This is a genomic window from Streptantibioticus cattleyicolor NRRL 8057 = DSM 46488 (assembly GCF_000240165.1).
Lineage (GTDB): Bacteria > Actinomycetota > Actinomycetes > Streptomycetales > Streptomycetaceae > Streptantibioticus > Streptantibioticus cattleyicolor.
Map to the genome: position 1 here is coordinate 3968129 of NC_017586.1, position 18808 is coordinate 3986936.

General features: G+C 75.6%; 14 protein-coding genes and 1 pseudogene. 11 read left to right on the forward strand and 4 right to left on the reverse strand.

The window, feature by feature from the left end:
• Positions 1 to 307 precede the first annotated feature (307 nt).
• Together SCATT_RS17455 and SCATT_RS17460 are read right to left on the reverse strand one after the other, a co-directional pair.
• On the reverse strand, positions 308 to 1933 hold the full coding sequence (locus tag SCATT_RS17455) for a DUF5691 domain-containing protein (protein WP_014144414.1): 1626 nt from the start codon (positions 1931 to 1933) through the stop codon (positions 308 to 310).
• Positions 1930 to 3300: a hypothetical protein gene (locus SCATT_RS17460; RefSeq protein WP_014144415.1), complete on the reverse strand. Its 1371-nt coding sequence runs from the start codon at positions 3298 to 3300 to the stop codon at positions 1930 to 1932. The genes SCATT_RS17455 and SCATT_RS17460 overlap by 4 nt, the downstream gene beginning before the upstream one ends.
• A gap of 301 nt (positions 3301 to 3601) precedes the next feature.
• Between SCATT_RS17460 and SCATT_RS17465 the strand changes: the two genes are divergently transcribed.
• From SCATT_RS17465 to SCATT_RS40775, 9 genes and pseudogenes are all read left to right on the forward strand, one after another.
• Positions 3602 to 4690 (forward strand): ATP-binding protein, encoded by a 1089-nt coding sequence (locus tag SCATT_RS17465; protein WP_014144417.1) that lies wholly within the window; start codon positions 3602 to 3604, stop codon positions 4688 to 4690.
• On the forward strand, positions 4687 to 6987 hold the full coding sequence (locus SCATT_RS17470) for a DUF5682 family protein (protein ID WP_014144418.1): 2301 nt from the start codon (positions 4687 to 4689) through the stop codon (positions 6985 to 6987). Before SCATT_RS17465 ends, SCATT_RS17470 begins: the two co-directional genes overlap by 4 nt.
• 50 nt (positions 6988 to 7037) lie before the next feature.
• Positions 7038 to 8165, forward strand: a complete 1128-nt coding sequence (locus SCATT_RS17475) for a VWA domain-containing protein (protein ID WP_202447519.1) — start codon at positions 7038 to 7040, stop codon at positions 8163 to 8165.
• A gap of 124 nt (positions 8166 to 8289) precedes the next feature.
• Positions 8290 to 9117 carry a hypothetical protein gene (locus SCATT_RS17480; RefSeq protein WP_231905114.1) on the forward strand — a complete coding sequence of 276 codons (828 nt, stop codon included), beginning with the start codon at positions 8290 to 8292 and terminating at the stop codon, positions 9115 to 9117.
• A gap of 259 nt (positions 9118 to 9376) precedes the next feature.
• Positions 9377 to 10336, forward strand: a complete 960-nt coding sequence (locus SCATT_RS17485; RefSeq protein ID WP_014144421.1) for a hypothetical protein — start codon at positions 9377 to 9379, stop codon at positions 10334 to 10336.
• 356 nt (positions 10337 to 10692) lie between these two features.
• Entirely contained in the window at positions 10693 to 11865 is a 1173-nt protein-coding gene (sucC, locus tag SCATT_RS17490) for an ADP-forming succinate--CoA ligase subunit beta (protein ID WP_014144422.1), read from the forward strand.
• 20 nt (positions 11866 to 11885) lie between these two features.
• Positions 11886 to 12770 (forward strand): succinate--CoA ligase subunit alpha, encoded by an 885-nt coding sequence (sucD, locus tag SCATT_RS17495; protein ID WP_014144423.1) that lies wholly within the window; start codon positions 11886 to 11888, stop codon positions 12768 to 12770.
• Positions 12771 to 13014: 244 nt separating this feature from the next.
• Positions 13015 to 13217 (forward strand): annotated as a pseudogene (locus tag SCATT_RS40770) (DUF6350 family protein); the annotation flags it as partial.
• Positions 13155 to 14846 (forward strand): cell division protein PerM, encoded by a 1692-nt coding sequence (locus SCATT_RS40775; RefSeq protein WP_410176205.1) that lies wholly within the window; start codon positions 13155 to 13157, stop codon positions 14844 to 14846. The pseudogene SCATT_RS40770 and the gene SCATT_RS40775, both read left to right, overlap by 63 nt.
• Here SCATT_RS40775 and SCATT_RS17505 read toward each other — a convergent pair.
• Positions 14744 to 15484, reverse strand: coding sequence for a hypothetical protein (locus SCATT_RS17505; protein ID WP_014628234.1), 741 nt, complete (start codon positions 15482 to 15484; stop codon positions 14744 to 14746). The two genes, SCATT_RS40775 and SCATT_RS17505, sit on opposite strands and share 103 nt — an antisense overlap.
• Before the next feature lie 254 nt (positions 15485 to 15738).
• Between SCATT_RS17505 and purN the strand changes: the two genes are divergently transcribed.
• Positions 15739 to 16428 carry a phosphoribosylglycinamide formyltransferase gene (purN, locus tag SCATT_RS17510; protein WP_014144427.1) on the forward strand — a complete coding sequence of 230 codons (690 nt, stop codon included), beginning with the start codon at positions 15739 to 15741 and terminating at the stop codon, positions 16426 to 16428.
• Positions 16425 to 18035, forward strand: coding sequence for a bifunctional phosphoribosylaminoimidazolecarboxamide formyltransferase/IMP cyclohydrolase (gene purH, locus SCATT_RS17515; protein ID WP_014144428.1), 1611 nt, complete (start codon positions 16425 to 16427; stop codon positions 18033 to 18035). Before purN ends, purH begins: the two co-directional genes overlap by 4 nt.
• A gap of 67 nt (positions 18036 to 18102) precedes the next feature.
• On the opposite strand, the gene SCATT_RS17520 is transcribed toward purH, so the two are convergent.
• Entirely contained in the window at positions 18103 to 18708 is a 606-nt protein-coding gene (locus SCATT_RS17520; protein WP_014144429.1) for a hypothetical protein, read from the reverse strand.
• Between the last annotated feature and the right edge of the window lie 100 nt (positions 18709 to 18808).

Here is an 18808-nt window from a genome sequence, read left to right on the forward strand (position 1 = left end):
CCGATGCGGCCCGGCGAGCGACGAGTCCCGCCCCGTCCGGGGCGGGGGCCCCTGTTCGGCCGCACCTGGCCTGGCGTGGCTCCGCCCCTGTCCGGTTTCCGCCCGGCGGCTTGGCTGGGCCGCGTGACGCTGCCCCGTTCGGCTTCGCCCGGACTGCTGGGCCCGTCGCGTCCGGCTCGGGCCGCGCCCGTTTGGGGTCGCCCGGTCTGCATGGGTGCGCCCGGCTTGCTGGGTCCGGGGGCTCAGCCCGCCGGGGTGGCGTTGGCTCGCCCCTGACCGGCTCCGTCGGCCCCGCCCCGCCCGGGGCTCAGCTCGGGGCGGGTGGAGGGGCGAGTTCGGAGAGCATCGCCGCGCGGAGGCGGAGGGTGCTGACGAGGCGTTGGAAGGCTTCGGTCCAGTAGGCGGTGGCGCCGGGGGAGCCGTCGGGGGGGTCTTCGGGGGTGGCGGTCAGGGGGGTCAGGCGGTTGGCCTGGGCGGGGTCGAGGCAGCGTTCGGCCAGGCCCATGACGCCGCTGAAGCTCCACGGGTAGCTGCCCGCCTCGCGGGCGATCTCGAGGGCGTCGACCACGGCGCGGCCCAGCGGTTCGGCCCACGGCACCGCGCAGGCGCCGAGCATCTGGAACGCCTCGGAGAGCCCGTGGGAGTCGATGAAGCGGGCGACCCATGCCGCCCGTTCGTCCTCCGGCAGGACCGACAGCAGCTTGGCCGGGTCGCCCATCGAGGCGACCACGCCCGCCGGGCCGGGCGGCGGCCCGAGCAGTGCCCGCGCCCAGCCGGGGTCGCGCTGCCGTACCGCCGCCCGGCACCAGGCGGCGTGCAGATCCGGCTGCCAGTCGTCGTCCACCGGCAGCGCGGTGATCTCCTCCGGGCGCAGTCCGCCGAAGACCCGGGTCCACACCGCCAGCGGCGCCGCCTCCACCAACTGCCCGAACCACCAGGCGCGTTCGCCGCGGCCGGACGGCGGAACGGGGCTCACCCCGTCACGTTCCATCGCCGCGTCGCAGGCATGCGGCGCGGCCACGGCTATGTGCGGACCGCTCGCGCCGTGGCGCAGGAAGACGCAGCGCACCGCCCGTTCGCCCATCCGGGCGGCCAGCGCCGAGCCGGGCAGGGCGGCCAGCAGCTCGGCCGCGGTGGCGCGTACGGTGCGGCTGCGGTCGGCGAGCGCCTGCTCCAGGAAGTCCTCGTCGGCCAGGCTCAGCCCGGTGCGCAGCGAGTCGGCGAACATCAGCCGGTCCTCGGCGCGTTCCCGCTGCCAGGTGGTGCGCAGCAGGGCGAGGCCGGCCGCCGGGTCGGTGGTGCGCAACCCGCTGAGCAGGGCGACGCGTTCGGCGAAGAGCCCTTCCTCCCACAGTCGCCGGGTGGCCCGCGGGTCGGCGGCGGCGTCCCCGGCGGCGCTGCGGTTGGCGGCGCGCAGCGCGAACCGCCAGTCGGGGTTGAGCTCGGCCAGCCACAGGGCCCGTGGTCCGGCGAGGGTGAGCGCGTCGGGGCGCAGGTCGGTACGGGCCCGGGCGGCGTCCAGCAGCGCGGGCAGCGCTTCCTCGGGGGCGCGGTAGCCGTACGCGTTGGCCGCCGCCAGCCACTGCGGCAGCAGTTCGCCGAGGCTGGGCGCGGTGCCGCGGCGGCCGGCGGACGGACCGGCGCCGGACCGTTCGCTCAGCAGCGCCGCGAGCCTGCCCCGGGCGGCCTGCGGCACCACCGGCCGGGTGTCCCGGACGGCGGGCCGCGGTCGTACGGCCGCGCGCACCGGACGCGCCCCGGCCCGCCGCCGCACCGCGGCCACCGCCGCCGCGTCCAGCAGCGCCACCGCCGGATCGTCCGCCCCGGCGGCCAACCCCGCGGGTATCCGCCGGTCGGTGCCGACGAGCGCGGCGGAGACCAGCTCGGCCCAGGAGGGCGTGGCCGGCGCCGGGGCGCGTTCGCGGCCGGTCACAGCGCCACCGCCTCGGGACGTGCCGGGTCGTGGGCCACCCAGGTGGTCAGCGGGGCGAAGCCGTGGTGGCCCAGGGTGCCGAAGACGGTGACCGGATCGCCGCCGGAGACGGCGGGCAGTCGCCACAGGGAGGGCCGGCCGATCCGGCGGCGGTCCACCGGGAGCGCCCAGGCGCCGCCCGCGTCGGCCAGCTGCCAGCCGGTCTCGCACGGCACCGGGACCACACCGGCCAGCACCACCGGCCACTCCTCCAGCCACGGATCGGCACGCACCGCCTCCCCGTACGCGTCCAGCGCCGCCTCCACCCCGATGCCGGGGGGTACCGGGCCGGGGCCCGGGGCGCCGTGGCGTGGGCCGAGGGCGGCGCGCAGCCGTATCGCGCCGGGGTGGTAGGCGAGTTCGGCGTCGAGCACCGCGCCGACCGGCAGCGACACCTCGGGCGGGCGGCCCCGGGCGCCGTAGGAGAGCAGCAGGGCGGGGCGTTCGCCGTCCAGGCCGTGCAGCCAGATCCGGCGGGTCGTCAGCCGTTCGTCGCCCGAGTCGTGCTGGGCGAGGACGAGCCAGCGGTCGCGCACGGTGCGGCCGGCGAGCAGCCCGGCCGCCTCGACGGTGAAGCCGACGCGGGACCGGACGGTGGCGGCCAGCGGCCCGGGCAGCGCGTCGCCACGCAGACAGCCGCGGGCGAGGAGGTGGAGCAGGCCGCTCTCCTCCAGCATCCGGGAGGGCCACTCGGTGCCGGTGTGCGGTATGGCGGCCAACTCCCGTACCCGGGCGGCGAGTCCGGGCGCCTGGGCGTCGACCATGCGGGCGGCGATCTCGTCCCAGACGCGGCCGTCCCGGGCGTCGGGCGCGGCCAGTCCGGCGCGCAGCCGGTCGGCGAGGCGCTGTTCCAGCTCGGCGGCGCCCGCGGCGACCCGGTGGGCCCGCCGTTCGGCGCGGCGGCGGGCGGCCTGCGGATCGGCGCGGGCCGTACGGGGGCCGGCGGGGCGGGGCTCCGGGCGGGCGGCGAGCCATGGTGTCACCCATTCGGGTGGTTCGGCGGCGGGGACGTCCGTACCGGCGTCGCGCGCCCACAGCGACAGCAGGGCGAGGGCGTGTTCGCACGGTGCCTCGCGGCTGCGGCACGTGCAGTGGAACGCCGGTCCGGACAGGTCGGCGACGGTCTCGTACGGCGGGCCGGAGCCGTCCGCGCACCGTCCCCACACCGTGCCGCCGGCCCCGGGCGCCCGGTCGTCCGACGGTGGCGACCAACCCGTGCCGGACCAGGGCCCCGGCTTCCCGAGCCGGTCGCCCACGGTGCGTGAGGCGGCGTCGGGAGCGAGCGCGAGCACCCGCTCCACCGGCCACCGCGATGGGGTCTCCTCCATGCCCCTCACGCTACGAGCGGCCACTGACAATGGCCCCGGCAACTGCCCTGACCTGCAAGGACATTGGCGGGCAGGGCGATTGTCAGTGGCGTGGTGCAAGGTGGATGGCATCCGCGGTCCGCAGGGGTCGGGCGGAACGCGGCCGTGCTTGCGCCATGTCCGCCGAATCGTGCCGTGCCGCCGGTGAAGTGCCGCCGCCCGCGAGGGAGTCGGCCGTCCGCCGCCGTATCCCGTGACCGCGAACCGTCTCCATTGCCACTTCCGATCCGCGTTCCGTCCACTCGTTCTCGCTGGGGGAGCCATGACCGAACAGGCCCTGCGGCCACACGCCGAGGACGCCTTCGCCGAGGAGCTGAAGGCGCTCGCCGCCGCCGACGACCGGCCGCGTCCGCCGCGCTGGAACCTGTCGCCCTGGGCCGTGGCGAAGTACCTGCTCGGCGGCACGCTGCCGGACGGCACCGTGATCACCCCGAAGTACACCGGTCCCCGGCGCGTCGTCGAGGTGGCCGTCAGCACGCTCGCCACCGACCGGGCGCTGCTGCTGCTCGGCGTGCCCGGCACCGCCAAGACGTGGGTCTCCGAACACCTCGCGGCGGCGGTCAGCGGTGACTCCACGCTGCTGGTGCAGGGCACCGCGGGCACCCCGGAGGAGGCGATCCGCTACGGCTGGAACTACGCCCAGTTGCTGGCCGAAGGCCCGTCCCGGAAGGCCCTGGTACCGGGACCGGTCATGCGGGCCATGGCCGACGGCCGGCTCGCGCGCGTCGAGGAGCTGACCCGGATCCCCGCCGACGTGCAGGACACGCTGATCACTGTGCTCTCCGAGAAGACACTGCCGATACCGGAGTTGGGCGAGGAGGTGATGGCGGTGCGCGGGTTCAACCTGATCGCCACCGCCAACGACCGCGACCGCGGGGTCAACGAGCTGTCCAGCGCCCTGCGCCGGCGGTTCAACACCGTGGTCCTGCCACTGCCCGCAACCGTCGAGGAGGAGGTCTCCATCGTCACCCGCCGGGTCGCGCAGATCGGCCGCGGCATCGACCTGCCGCCGGTGCCGGAGGGGGCGGACGAGATCCGGCGCGTCGTCACCGTCTTCCGCGAGCTGCGCGAAGGGGTCACCGCCGACGGGCGCACCCGGGTCAAGTCGCCCTCCGGCACGCTCTCCACCGCCGAGGCCATCTCCGTGGTCACCGGTGGCCTCGCCCTGGCGGCCCACTTCGGCGACGGTGTGCTGCGCCCCGCGGACATCGCGGCGGGGATGCTCGGCGCGGTGGTCCGCGACCCGGCGGCCGACCGGCTGGTCTGGCGGGAATACCTGGAGTCGGTGGTGCGGGAGCGGGAGGGCTGGCAGGACTTCTACCGGGCGTGCCGGGAGGTGACGTCGGCATGACCGCCCGGACGCGCCCCGCGGACCCGCCGCCCGCCCCGGCCGGCTCCCCGTTGCTGCTCGGGGTGCGCCACCACGGGCCCGGGTCGGCGCGCGGGGTGCGGGCGGCGCTGGAACGCCACCGGCCGGCGGTGGTGCTGGTCGAGGGGCCGCGCGAGGCGGACGCGGTGGTGGAGCTGGCCGGGGCGGAGGGCATGCGGCCACCGGTGGCGTTGCTGGCGCACGCGGTGGACGACCCGGCGGTGGCGGCGTTCTGGCCGTTCGCGGAGTTCTCACCGGAGTGGCAGGCGATCCGCTGGGCGGTGGAGCGGCGGGTTCCGGTGCGCTTCATCGACCTGCCGGCCGCGCACACCCTGGCGTTGCGGCAGGCGCCGCCGGAGGAGGACGGCGTACGGGCGGACCCGCTCGCCGTGCTGGCCCGCACCGCCGGGTACGACGACCCGGAGCGCTGGTGGGAGGACGCGGTGGAGCACCGGGCGGGGGACGGTGACGTCACGGCGGCGTTCGCGGCGGTGGCCGAGGCGATGACGGTGCTGCGGGGGTCGCCGGGGGAGGGGGACCCGGGGGGTGTGGAGGCCGCCCGGGAGGCCCACATGCGGCTGCGGATCCGGGAGGCGGTGCGGGAGTTCGGGCACGCGGCGGTGGTCTGCGGGGCGTGGCACGTACCGGCGCTGGCCCGGGCGCGTCCGGTGACCGCCGACCGGCAGGCGGTGCGGGGGCTGCCGAAGGTGCGGGCCGCGATCACCTGGGTGCCGTGGACCCATCGGCGGCTGACCCGGAGCAGCGGTTACGGCGCCGGGATCGACTCCCCGGGGTGGTACGCGCATCTGTTCCGGCACGCGGGGCGGGAGCCGGGCGCCGTGCTCGCGGGGTGGCTGACCACGGTGGCCGGGCTGTTGCGGGAGGAGGACCTGCCGGTCTCCACGGCGCACGTGATCGAGGCGGTGCGGCTGGCGGAGACGCTCGCGGCGCTGCGCGGGCGCCCGTTGGCGGGGCTGGCGGAGAGCCTGGACGCGGCGCGGGCGGTGCTGTGCGAGGGGTCCGAGGTGCCGCTGGCGCTCGTGCGGGAGCGGCTGGTGGTCGGCGAGGCGCTGGGCCAGGTGCCGCCCGAGGCGCCGGCGGTGCCGCTCGCCCGCGACCTCGCCCGACTGCAAAGGGCGTTGAGGCTGCGTCCGGAGGCGGCCGAGCGCCGGCTCGACCTCGATCTGCGCAACGACACCGACGCGCGGCGCAGCCGGCTGCTGCACCGGCTCGCCCTGCTCGGCGTCGACTGGGGGCACCCGGATACGTCCCGCACCGGCGGCACGGGCACGTTCCGGGAGAGCTGGCGGCTGCGCTGGGAGCCGGAGTCGGCGGTGCGGGTGGCCGAGGCGGGCGTGTGGGGCACCACGGTACGGGCCGCGGCGACCGCGAAGACGCAGGACGCGGCGGGGTCGGCGGCCACCCTCGCCGAGGTCACCGCGCTCGCCGAACGCTGCCTGCCGGCCGGGCTGCCGGAGGCGCTGCGCACGGTGACACGGGCCCTCGCCGACAAGGCGGCGCTCGACACGGACGTCTCCCAACTGGCCCAGGCGCTGCCCGCGTTGGTGCGCTCGGTGCGCTACGGGGACGTGCGGGACACCGACGCGGCGGCGTTGCGGGAGGTCGCCGAGGGGATCGCGCTGCGGGTGTGCGTGGGGCTGCCGCCGGCCTGCGCGGGGCTGGACGAGTCGGGGGCCACGGTGATGCGCGGGCACCTGGACGCGGTGCACGCGGCGGTCGGGCTGCTCGGCGGTGCCGGGCCGGGGGAGCGGTGGGCGGCCACGCTCGGCGTGCTGGCCCGGCGGGACGCGGCGGTCTCCGGGCTGATCCGCGGCCGGGCGGTCCGCCTGCTGCTGGACGACGGGAGGCTCACCGCGCCGGAGGCGGAACGGCTGATGGCCCTGGCCCTGTCGCCCGGCACCCCGCACCGTGACGCGGCGGCCTTGATCGACGGCTTCCTGGCCGACGGCGGCATGCTCCTGGTCCACGACGAACGGCTGCTGGGCCTGGTCGACCGGTGGCTGACGGCGGTCCCGAAGGAGGCGTTCACCGACGTGCTGCCGCTGGTACGGCGGACGTTCGGGCGGTTCGAGGCCGGGGTGCGGCGGTCGGTGGGGGAGCTGGTGCGCCGCGGCACCGGCGGCGGCGCGGCGCGCGCGGCCGGGCCGGCGGAGGGCCTGCCGGGGTTCGCCCCTGAGCTGGACGCGGCCCGCGCCGACGCCGTACTGCCGGTGCTGCGGCTGCTGTTGGGACACCGGGAGGAGGGGGTGACGGCGTGAGCGGGGCGGCGGAGGAGACCGTGGACGGGGAGCGGCTGCGGCGCTGGCGGATGGTGCTCGGCGGGGGCGCGGCGGACGGCACGGGGCGGCTGCTCACCGGGCGGGACGCGGAGATGGACCGGACGCTGGCGGCGTTGTACGGCGGGCCGCAGGAGGCCGGCGGGCCGCCGGGCGACCGGGGAGCCGGGCTCGGGGCCTCGGCGCCCCGGGTGGCCCGCTGGCTCGGTGACGTCCGCCGGTACTTCCCGGCCTCCGTGGTCCAGGTGATGCAGCGGGACGCCATCGACCGGCTCGGGCTGTCCGCGCTGTTGCTGGAGCCGGAGATGCTGGAGGCGGTCGAGGCCGACGTGCACCTGGTCGGCACCCTGGTCTCGTTGCACCACGCGATGCCGGAGACCACCCGGCGCACCGCGCGGCTGGTGGTGGGCAAGGTGGTGCGGGAGCTGGAGGCGCGGCTGGCGGGCCGCACCCGGGCCGTGCTGGGCGGGGCGCTCGACCGCTCGGCGCGGGTGGCACGGCCCCGCCACCGCGACATCGACTGGCACCGGACGATACGCGCCAACCTCGGCACCTACCTGCCCGAGCACCGCACGGTGGTGCCGGAGCGGCTGGTGGGCCACGGGCGGGCGGCGCGCGGGGTGCGCAAGGAGGTGGTGCTCTGCGTCGACCAGTCGGGCTCGATGGCGGCGTCGGTGGTGTACGCGTCGGTCTTCGGCGCCGTGCTCGCCTCGATGCGGTCGGTCGCCACCCGGCTGGTGGTCTTCGACACCGCCGTCGCCGACCTCACCGACCAGCTCGACGACCCGGTCGACGTGCTCTTCGGCGTGCGCCTCGGTGGCGGTACGGACATCAACCGGGCGCTCGCCCACTGCCAGTCGCTGATCGGCCGTCCCGCCGAGACGGTGGTGGTGCTCATCAGCGACCTGTTCGAGGGCGGCATACGGGAGGAGATGCTGCGCCGGGTGGCGGCGATGACGGGGGCGGGGGTGCGGTTCGTGGTGCTGCCGGCGCTCTCCGACGAGGGCGCGCCCGCGTACGACCGGCGGAACGCGGCGGCGCTGGCCGCGTTGGGGGTGCCGGTGTTCGCCTGCACGCCCGACCTGTTCCCGGAGGTGATGGCGGCGGCGATCGAGAAACGGCCGTTGCCGATACCCGACATGGCGTCGCATCAGGCATAAGGCGCCGTAACGGTGGCAAGGCGGGAAGGGGGGTTGCGGTGCCCCCGGTCGGCCGTGCGAGGATCCATCCGTCACCCGGAACGTGTGTCGATCCGTACGGGAAGGTCCCCCCACCTTGTCATCCGTGGCTCATGCCCTGCCTGCCGCCGTCGTGCCGTCGCGCACCACGGTCGCGGTGCGGCGCGCGCTGCGGGTGACGATGCTGCTCGGCGGATTCCTGGCGGTCGCCTTCCTCTTCGCGGGCAGGGCGCACGCCGACACACCGAGGGTGCCGGGTGTTCCCGGCGCGCACACCGCGGCGCGGTCCACCACGCCGCACCGGGCGGCCACCGGCAAGGCCCTTGCCGCCGCAGCGAGTTCGGCGGCGGACCGCGGCGAGATCCCGGGCGTGGCCCGGGGTGCCGTGGACGGTGGGTCCGGCCTCGACGCCACCGGGGTCCCCGGTGACGTCGCGCGGATGGCGGTGGTCCGCCCGGTCGGCACGCTGGACGACGCGTTGGAACCGGGCCGGGTCATCGGTGCCGTACGGCAGGTGGCCGGCCGTCTCGTGCCGGTCGCGGCCGGTCCGTCGGCCGGTGCGCCGGGCGGCGGTCACCACGTGGTGGCGGGCTCCCGTGCCGGTCACGGCGGTGCCACGGCCACGCGGCGTACCGCGTCTCCGGCGGCCGACGTTGCGCCGACGACGACCGGTGGCGGCCACGCGGCGTACGCCGTGAGCGGGGCGCACACCGGCGTCCAGGTGGCGCACCGGCGGCCCGCGCACGCTCCGGCGGCGCCCGCCGGACACCAGGAGCACCCTGGCGAGAGTGACGGCGTCCACCACGACGGTGGCGCCCACGCCACGTTGCCCGCGTCCGGCGCGCGGCTCCCGTTGAACGCGGTCGCGATCCGCGCCGCGCACGGTTCGTCGCCCCTCCAGCGGCCGGCGAACGTCTCCGTCCAGCCCGACTAGGCGGTCCCACGGCGACGCCCGGTGCGCGAGGCACGGGCGTGGCAGGACGCCTCCGGCTGTGGACGTGAGCGACCCCGGCGGGCCGTCGAGCCCCCGTACGTGTTCCCGCGTTCCGCGCAACTGACCGGTGTACGGGCCGTGTTGCCCGCATCCGACAGTGCGCGCCCGGCGTAGGCGTCGCGCCGCCCCGTTTCCTCTCGCGTGCCCGGCCGAGCCGTACACGTCCCGAAGAGAATCCGAAGAGAGAAAAGGTCCCCTCATGCGTACGAGCATTCGCCGTGCCGTTGTCGTCGTCGCCGCCGCTTCCGGGGTGTGGGCGCTCGGGAGCGTCGCCGCCAACGCGGCCACGCTGCCCGTGGTGCCCGGCACCGGCCAGGCCGTCGGCCGGGTCACCGGCGAGGTCACCGGCACGGCGGCCCGGCTGGCCTCCGTCGCCGGCCCGGTGAACGTCACCCACACCGTCGGCGCCGTGCGGGACAAGCTGCCCGTCGTCGGTTCGCCGACCGGCAGCGGACCGGTCGAGCACCCGATGACCACGGCGGCGCGGCCGGTGACCGGCGGGAACGTCCACCGGACCGGCGCCGTCCCGTCCGTGCGCCGGCTCGCCGAGGCGGCGCACGGCGTCGGTGCCGGCGCCGTGACCGGTGCGGTCGAGCACGTCGGTACGGTGCCCGCGGCCCCGGCCGGGCCCGCGCTGCCGTCCTCGGGCCTGCCGTCCGTCCCCTCCGTCCCGTCCGCGCCCTCCGTCCCGGCTCCGGGCGACGCCACCGATCTGTCCAACGGGATCCTCGCCGCCGGCACCCGGTTGGACGCGCTGACCAAGGCGGGCCCGCTCGCCAGGAAGGCCGTCGCCGGGACGCTCCCGGTGGCCCGGGGCGCCGTCGCCGGTGCCGGCAGCGTGGCGCGGGACGAGTCGGGGCAGGCCCGGCCGTTCGCCACCGGAGTCGTGCGGCAGGCCCGGCCGCTGACCGGCGCGGTCACTGGATGCGCCCAGGGCGTGGTCGCCCAGACCCTGCCCTTCGCGCACAACGCCGTGGCCGGCGCCGTCAACGGGGCCGTCCGGGTCGCGACCACCACGGTGAACGGGGTGCGCGTCGCGGTGACGCCGGTGGAGGCGGCCGGTTCGCTGCCGACGCTGCCGACCGGCGTCCCGTCGCTGCCGGGCACCGGCTCCCTGTCGGCCCTGCCGACCCTGCCGACCGGCGCCCTCGGCATCTGACCGACCGGGCCTCCATGGACCGCCGGGCGGTCCGGACGTGGTGCGTTCCCCGCCATCCCCCGCACCACTCCGGGCCGCCCGGCCTTCGGCCGCTCCGGGGCGCGACAGAGGGGCGCGACACACCCGCTCAGGTGTTTGTGACCGTTCTCACCGCGCTCGTGTGACGTTGGATTTAGACCCTCGCAGCGGGCAGGGATAACCTGCGATGCGGACATGCCGCGTACTTGGACGACGTGTGCGCCCTCTTCCCCGGATCGCGTCACCACGCCGTAGCCACTGGGTCACGGCACGCCCGCGCACACAAAAAACCCGCGATCACCAGACTGCGATTAAGAGAAGCAAAGGGACGGACGCGCGTGGACCTGTTCGAGTACCAAGCGAGGGATCTCTTCGCCAAGCACGATGTACCGGTGCTGAGCGGTGAAGTCATCGACACGCCGGAGGCCGCGCGCGAGGTTGCCGAGCGTCTCGGCGGCCGTGTGGTCGTCAAGGCGCAGGTCAAGACCGGTGGCCGCGGCAAGGCCGGCGGCGTGAAGCTGGCCGACGGCCCGGACGACGCGGTGGAGAAGGCCGGCGCCATCCTGGGCATGGACATCAAGGGCCACACGGTCCACAAGGTGATGCTGGCCCAGACCGCGGACATCGTGGACGAGTACTACGTCTCGTTCCTGCTGGACCGTGCCAACCGGACGTTCCTCGCCATGGCCTCCGTCGAGGGCGGCATGGAGATCGAGGAGGTGGCCGCCACCAAGCCGGAGGCGCTCGCCAAGGTCCCGGTGGACGCCAAGGAGGGCGTGACCGACGCCAAGGCCCGCGAGATCGTCGAGGCCGCCAAGTTCCCGGCCGAGGTCGCCGACCAGGTCGCCGAGGTCCTCAAGAAGCTGTGGACCGTCTTCATCAAGGAAGACGCCCTGCTGGTCGAGGTCAACCCGCTGGCGAAGACCGGTGACGGCACGGTGCTGGCGATCGACGGCAAGGTGTCGCTGGACGCCAACGCCGCCTTCCGGCAGCCGGACCACGCCGAGCTGGAGGACAAGGCTTCCGCCAACCCGCTGGAGGCCGCCGCCAAGGCCAAGGGCCTCAACTACGTCAAGCTCGACGGCGAGGTCGGCATCATCGGCAACGGCGCGGGCCTGGTCATGTCGACCCTGGACGTCGTCGCCTACGCCGGCGAGAAGCACGGCAACGTCAAGCCGGCCAACTTCCTGGACATCGGCGGCGGCGCCTCCGCCGAGGTGATGGCCAACGGTCTGGAGATCATCCTGGGCGACCCGGCCGTCAAGTCGGTCTTCGTCAACGTCTTCGGCGGCATCACCGCGTGCGACGCGGTCGCCAACGGCATCGTCCAGGCCCTGGAGCTGCTCAAGTCCAAGGGCGAGGACGTCAACAAGCCGCTGGTCGTGCGTCTGGACGGCAACAACGCCGAGCTGGGCCGCAAGATCCTCACCGACGCCAACCACCCGCTGGTGCAGCAGGTGGACACCATGGATGACGCGGCGGACCGCGCCGCCGAGCTGGCTGCTAAGTAAAGGACGAGGTAACCGACACCATGGCTATCTTCCTCACCAAGGAATCCAAGGTCATCGTCCAGGGCATGACCGGCTCCGAGGGCCAGAAGCACACCCGCCGGATGCTCGCCTCCGGCACCAACATCGTCGGCGGTGTCAACCCGCGCAAGGCCGGCCAGAAGGTCGACTTCGACGGCACCGAGGTACCGGTCTTCGGCACGGTCAAGGAGGCCATCGAGGCCACCGGCGCCGACGTGACCGTCATCTTCGTCCCGGAGAAGTTCACCAAGGACGCGGTCGTCGAGGCCATCGACGCCGAGATCCCGCTGGCCGTCGTGATCACCGAGGGCATCGCGGTCCACGACACCGCCTACTTCTGGGCGCACGCCCAGTCCAAGGGCAACAAGACCCGGATCATCGGCCCCAACTGCCCGGGCCTGATCACCCCGGGTCAGTCGAACGCCGGCATCATCCCGTCCGACATCACCAAGCCGGGCCGCATCGGCCTGGTGTCGAAGTCGGGCACGCTGACCTACCAGATGATGTACGAGCTGCGTGACATCGGCTTCAGCTCCTGCGTCGGCATCGGTGGCGACCCGATCATCGGGACCACGCACATCGACTGCCTCAAGGCGTTCCAGGAGGACCCGGAGACCGACCTCATCGTGATGATCGGTGAGATCGGCGGCGACGCCGAGGAGCGCGCGGCGGCCTACATCAAGGAGCACGTGACCAAGCCGGTCGTCGGCTACGTCGCGGGCTTCACCGCCCCCGAGGGCAAGACGATGGGCCACGCGGGCGCGATCGTCTCCGGTTCGTCGGGCACCGCCCAGGCGAAGAAGGAGGCCCTGGAGGCGGCCGGCGTCAAGGTCGGCAAGACCCCGAGCGAGACCGCGCGTCTCGCCCGCGCCGCCCTGGCCGGCTGACACCAGGCCGACCCACCGCGGCAGAGCGCACGAGCCCGGTTCCGGATCCCCGGAGCCGGGCTCGCGGCTTTCCCGCCGTCTTCGCGCGGATCCGGAGCGGGCGGCGACACGGCCCGGCGTCCGACCTGACGTTCCATCACCTTATGTCCGTTAATTGGCATGATGCGGTGATGTGACCTATGCGGGTGAGCGTTTCCCCCGGCGTACGCGGCGGCGGGGCGGACCGGGGCGCCGGGCGCCGGAGATGACCGCGGCGGCCTTCAGCGGCGCGGTGGCCGCGGTGCTCGGGCTCGGCGCGGTGGTGGTGCTGGTGCTGCTGGTGTGGAGCACGTCGCCGTACCCGGAACGCGGTCCGGACGGGGCGCTGCACGTGGCGGCGGCGTTGTGGCTGCTGGCGCACGGCGTCCGGCTGCTGCGCACCGACGCGTTGACCGGGGCCGCCGCGCCGATCGCGGTGACGCCGCTGCTGTTGTCGCTGCCGCTGGCCTGGCTGCTGTACCGCACGGCCGGCCACGCGGTGCTGCGGCAGGAGGAACGCGGTTTCCTCGGGGTCGTCCGGCCCATCGGACCGGTCGCGGTGACCTGCTGGTTCGCCGCCGGATACCTGGCGGTGGCCGCCGCCGTGGTGCCGTGGACCGGCGGCGGGCCGCTGCGCGCCGTGCCGCTCTCCGCGCTGCTGAGGCTCCCGCCGGCCGCCTGCGCGGTGGTCGTCGCCGGCGCCTGGTCGGCCTGCGGACGGCCGTCGAGCGTACGGCTGGTGGCCCGGCTGCCGTACGGGGTGCGGCGGACGGCGGCGCGGCTGCGGATCCCGTACGGCGGGCTGCGGGTGGCGTTGCGCTGCGCGGCGGGGGAACGGCGGTGCTGGCCGGCGGGGGCGCGCTGCTGAGCGTGGGTTCGCTGGTGTGGCACGGGCAGGCCGCGCTGGACTCGCTGCTGCGGCTGGCGGGTTCGTTCTCCGGACGGTTCGCGGTGTCGCTGCTGGCGGTGGCGTTGCTGCCGGACGCGGCGGTGTGGGGTGCGGCGTACGCGCTGGGGCCGGGGTTCGCGTTCGGGGCGCACGGGTGGGCGGGGCCGGGCGGGGTGTACGGGTATCCGCCGCTGCCGCCGGACTTCCCGCTGCTCGCGGCGGTGCCGGCGGCGGGCGGACGGGGACACGGCGCCGGGCTCGGCTGGCTGGCCGTGGTGGTGCCGGTGGCGGCCGGGCTGGTGATGGCCCGGTCGGCGGCCCGGGCGGCGCGGGAACGCGGCTGGACGGCGGCGCGCACCGCCGTGGTCACCGCGCTCGCCGCGCTGTGCGGTGCCGTCGCGGTCGCGTCGGCCGCGGCGCTGGCCTCCGGCCCGATGGGGGTCGCCGCACTCTCCCGGTTCGGCCCGGACCCGCTGCTCACCGGCGCCGCCGCGCTGGCCTGGCTGGCCGCGGTGGCGGTCCCCGGAGCGCTCGCCGCCCGCTGGCACGCCGCCCGCCGCGCCCCCACCCGCCGTTCCCCCGCCGTCCCGCCACCCACCCCGGGCCCGCCCCCCCGGCGTCCCCCACGTCCGCCCGCTCTCCCCCCCGGGGCGAGAGCGAGCCCGCGCGATAGCGCCCCGGGCGGTGTGGTCGTGGTGTGCCGTGAGTGTGCCGGTCGCCGAGCGGGCCCTCGGCGGGGCCCGCGAACTCCCGCGCGGGGGTGGCCGGTTCGCGGTGGCGGCGCGGAGCGGGCGGCGGACTGGCGTGTGAGGTGGGCGCGTTGCCGCGTCGCCGTTCGGCGGGGCCACCGCGAACGCCCGGGCGTGAGCGGTCCGTTGGCGACGTGGGGCCGCCGCCGGCCCCGGGGCGTACGGGGGTTGCGCGCTCGCCGTCGCCGTCGGTGGGACTCGCGGCGTCCCGTGCGCGTGCCGGTTGCCGAGCGGCGCCGCCCCAAGCCCCGTGGGGGATGCGCTCCGGCCGACAGGGCGCCTCCCGGCCATGGGCGCCGGGGGCTTCGTTCCCGCGCTCAGTCGCGGTTGCCGAGCATGGGGCGGATCTGCTCGGGGAGGAGGGCGGTGCAGGCTTGGCGGTCGGGTTGGGTGAGGGCGTCGTCGACGCAGGTGAAGTAGTCGCGGTAGGCGAGTTGGAAGGTGAAGGTGAGGGCGACGATCGCGAGGGCGACGGAGCCGGCGACGATGCCGCTGACGGCGGCGGTGTACTGCGGGCGTTGCTGGGCGGGGTGGGGGCCGGGGGTCTCGGGGCGGGGTTTGGCCTTGCCGCGCAGGGCGCTGATGCCCCAGTAGAGGGCGAGCGCGCCGAGCAGCAGACCGATCTCGGGCACGCTGAACAGGCCGAAGAACAGCCCCCACATCCCGCACAGCAGGGCGTAGCGGGCCCGGCGCTGCACGGGGTCGGTGATGTCGAAACGGGGGCCGGGGGCGCCGGGGCCGGGGCCGGAGGGGCCGCCGGGGCGCTCCGGGCGGTCGGGGCGGCCGAAGCCGCCGGGGTGGGGGCCGGGCTGCTGCGGGCTCCAGCGGTCACCGCCGGGACCGGGGCCGGGACCGGGGCCGGGACCGGGGCCGGGGCCAGGGGAGCCCTCCGGGCCGCCGCCCTCCTGGCCGCGCGGCTGCCAGGGCCGGTCGGCGGCGCCCTTGGGCGGCGGCGCGAACGGGTTGTCCTCCTGCTGTTCACGCAGGACCGGGCCGGGGACCGCCCCTTCGTGGCGCGTGGTGGTGATGCGGCCGTTGCTCATGGTTGGAAGCGCCATCCCCTTGCCGTCGGCTCCTCGTGCGTCGCTCTCCGCCGGTACGCCCGCCACACCGCGCGGGCGGCTGTCGTCGACGGCGGACGTCTGATGGTCAGACGCTACCCGTCGCGCCCGCCACCGTCCCTGCGGGGGCCGGTCGCCGTGCCGGTATCGTTGCTGACGGTCGGCGCCTTCGTAGGGTTCCCTGGATGTTGGGTACCCACCGATTCGTACGACCGCACAAATCGCTCGGTCCCGCGAGAAAGAACCCCGCCGTGATCCCCCCGGATTCCGACCTTCCGCCCGACTCTGTCCCCGCCCGACCGACGCCCGGCAGCCCCGGCCGGAGCGGCGGTGGCCCGGCACGCCTCGTCGTCCTCGTCTCCGGCTCCGGCACCAACCTCCAGGCGCTGCTGGACGCCATCGCCGACGACCCCGGTTACGGGGCGCGGGTGGTGGCGGTCGGCGCCGACCGGGACGGCATCGCGGGGCTCGACCGGGCCCGCGCCGCCGGGCTGCCGGTCTTCGTCTGCCGGGTGGGCGACCATCCGGACCGGGCCGCCTGGGACCGCGCGCTGGCCGACGCGGTCGCCGCGTACCAGCCCGACCTGGTGGTCTCCGCCGGGTTCATGAAGATCGTCGGACCGGAGTTCCTGGCCCGGTTCGGCGGGCGCTTCGTCAACACCCACCCCGCCCTGCTGCCCAGCTTCCCCGGCGCCCACGGCGTACGGGACGCGCTCGCCTACGGGGTCAAGGTCACCGGCTGCACCGTCCACTTCGTCGACGACGGCGTCGACACCGGACCGATCATCGCCCAGGGCGTGGTCGAGGTCCGCACCGAGGACGACGAGGCCACGCTGCACGAGCGCATCAAGGAAGTCGAGCGACGGCTGCTCGTCGAGGTCGTGGGCCGGCTCGCCCGCGACGGCTACCGCATCGAGGGAAGAAAGGTCATCGTCCCGTGACGACCGAAGGTACGACCGTGGGCAACGCGCCCGAAGCCACCGCCGCCGGCGAGGACACCAGGCGGCCGGTGCGCCGCGCACTGGTCAGCGTCTACGACAAGACCGGGCTGACGGAGCTGGCCCAGGGGCTGCACGCGGCCGGCGTGGAGATCGTCTCCACCGGGTCGACGGCCGCCCGGATCGCCGAGGCCGGGGTGCCGGTCATCCCGGTGCAGGAGCTGACCGGCTTCCCCGAGTGCCTGGACGGCCGGGTCAAGACGCTGCACCCCAAGATCCACGCCGGGATCCTCGCCGACCTGCGGCTGGACGACCACCGCGGCCAGCTCGCCGAGCTGGGCGTGGCCCCGTTCGAGCTGGTGGTGGTCAACCTCTACCCGTTCCGCGAGACGGTGGCCTCCGGCGCCACCCCGGACGAGTGCGTCGAGCAGATCGACATCGGCGGCCCCTCCATGGTCCGCGCCGCCGCCAAGAACCACCCCTCGGTGGCCGTGGTGGTCAACCCCGGGCGCTACGCCGACGTACTGGCCGCGGTCACCGCGGGCGGCTTCGACCTGGCGGCCCGCAAGCGGCTGGCCGCCGAGGCGTTCGCGCACACCGCCGCCTACGACGTGGCCGTGGCCAACTGGTTCGCCGGCGAGTACGCCCCGGACGCCGAGGGCGCGGGCTTCCCCGAGTTCACCGGCGCCGCCTTCTCCCGCGCCCGGGTGCTGCGGTACGGCGAGAACCCGCACCAGAGCGCCGCCCTCTACACCGACGGCTCGCCCGGACTGGCCCAGGCCGAGCAGGTGCACGGCAAGGAGATGTCCTACAACAACTACGTCGACACCGAGGCCGCGCGCCGGGCCGCCTACGACCACCAGGACCCCTGCGTGGCCATCATCAAGCACGCCAACCCGTGCGGCATCGCGGTCGGCGCCGACGTCGCCGAGGCGCACCGCAAGGCGCACGCCTGCGACCCGGTCTCCGCCTACGGTGGTGTGATCGCGGTCAACCGGCCGGTGAGCGTGGCCCTGGCCGAGCAGGTCGCCGACATCTTCACCGAGGTGGTCATCGCGCCCGGTTTCGAGGAGGGCGCGCTGGAGGTGCTCACCCGCAAGAAGAACCTGCGGGTGCTGCGCTGCGCCGAAGAGCCGTGCGAGCGGCGGGAGTTCCGGCGGATCGAGGGCGGTCTGCTGGTGCAGGCCAAGGACCGCTTCCAGGCCGACGGCGACGACCCGGCCACCTGGACGCTCGCCACCGGTGACGCGCTGGACGCGGCGGCCCTGGCCGACCTCGCCTTCGCCTGGCGGGCCTGCCGCGCGGTGAAGTCCAACGCCATCCTGCTCGCCAAGGACGGGGCCACCGTCGGCGTCGGCATGGGCCAGGTCAACCGGGTCGACTCGGCCCGGCTCGCGGTGCAGCGCGCCGGGGCGGAGCGGGCGGCCGGCTCCTACGCCGCCTCCGACGCGTTCTTCCCGTTCCCCGACGGGCTGGAGGTGCTGGCCGAGGCCGGGATCAAGGCCGTTGCGCAGCCGGGCGGTTCGATCCGCGACGACCAGGTGATCGAGGCCGCGCGCAAGGCGGGGATCACCATGTACCTGACGGGCACCCGGCACTTCTTCCACTGAGCCGCCGCCAACGCGCGAGGCCGCACCCCCGGTTCGGGGTGCGGCCTCGTCGCCGTGGCATGACGGCTCAGTAGCGCGGACGCTTGAACCACGCGGCGGTCGACGACTGGAGCATCGAGGCGAGCAGGAAGCCGCCGAGGGCCAGCCCAGTCACGCCGAAGAGGGCACCGCCGGCACCCCGCGCGAAGTTGCCCAGCGCGCCCAGGAGCAGCAGGCACGAGTAGACGATCGTGGTGATCCGGATGCCGTTGCCGCCCTTGCCGAACCGGGCGCCCAGGAAGATCAGCAGGCCGGCGAGGGCGGCCATGACGAGCGCGATCACGATGCCGATCCCGGCCATCGCGCTGCCGGCGCCCTCGACGTCGGTGCCGCTGGTGGCGCCCTTGGCCACGGCGAAGAGCACGGCCACGCCGATCGCCCCGAGGATCTGGAGGCCGCCGAGGACGAACAGGATGACCCGGGCGGCCTGGGCTATGCCCGGCATCTGCATCGGCACCTGGCCGGCCACCCCCGGGTAACCGGCGTAGCCGGGGTAACCGGGCTGCTGGGGGTAGCCGTACTGCGGCTGGCCCTGCTGGGGGTAGCCGTACTGCGGCTGCTGACCCTGCTGCGGCTGACCGTAGCCGGGCTGCTGCTGGCCGTACGGGTCCTGAGGACCGGGCGGGTAACTCACGTGGTGTCCTTCGAGCGGAGAAGTTGGGACGTGTCCGGACCGCTCGGGTCAGGACGAACACGCGATACCCCCGTGACCCCCCGCGGTCTTCAGTCACATC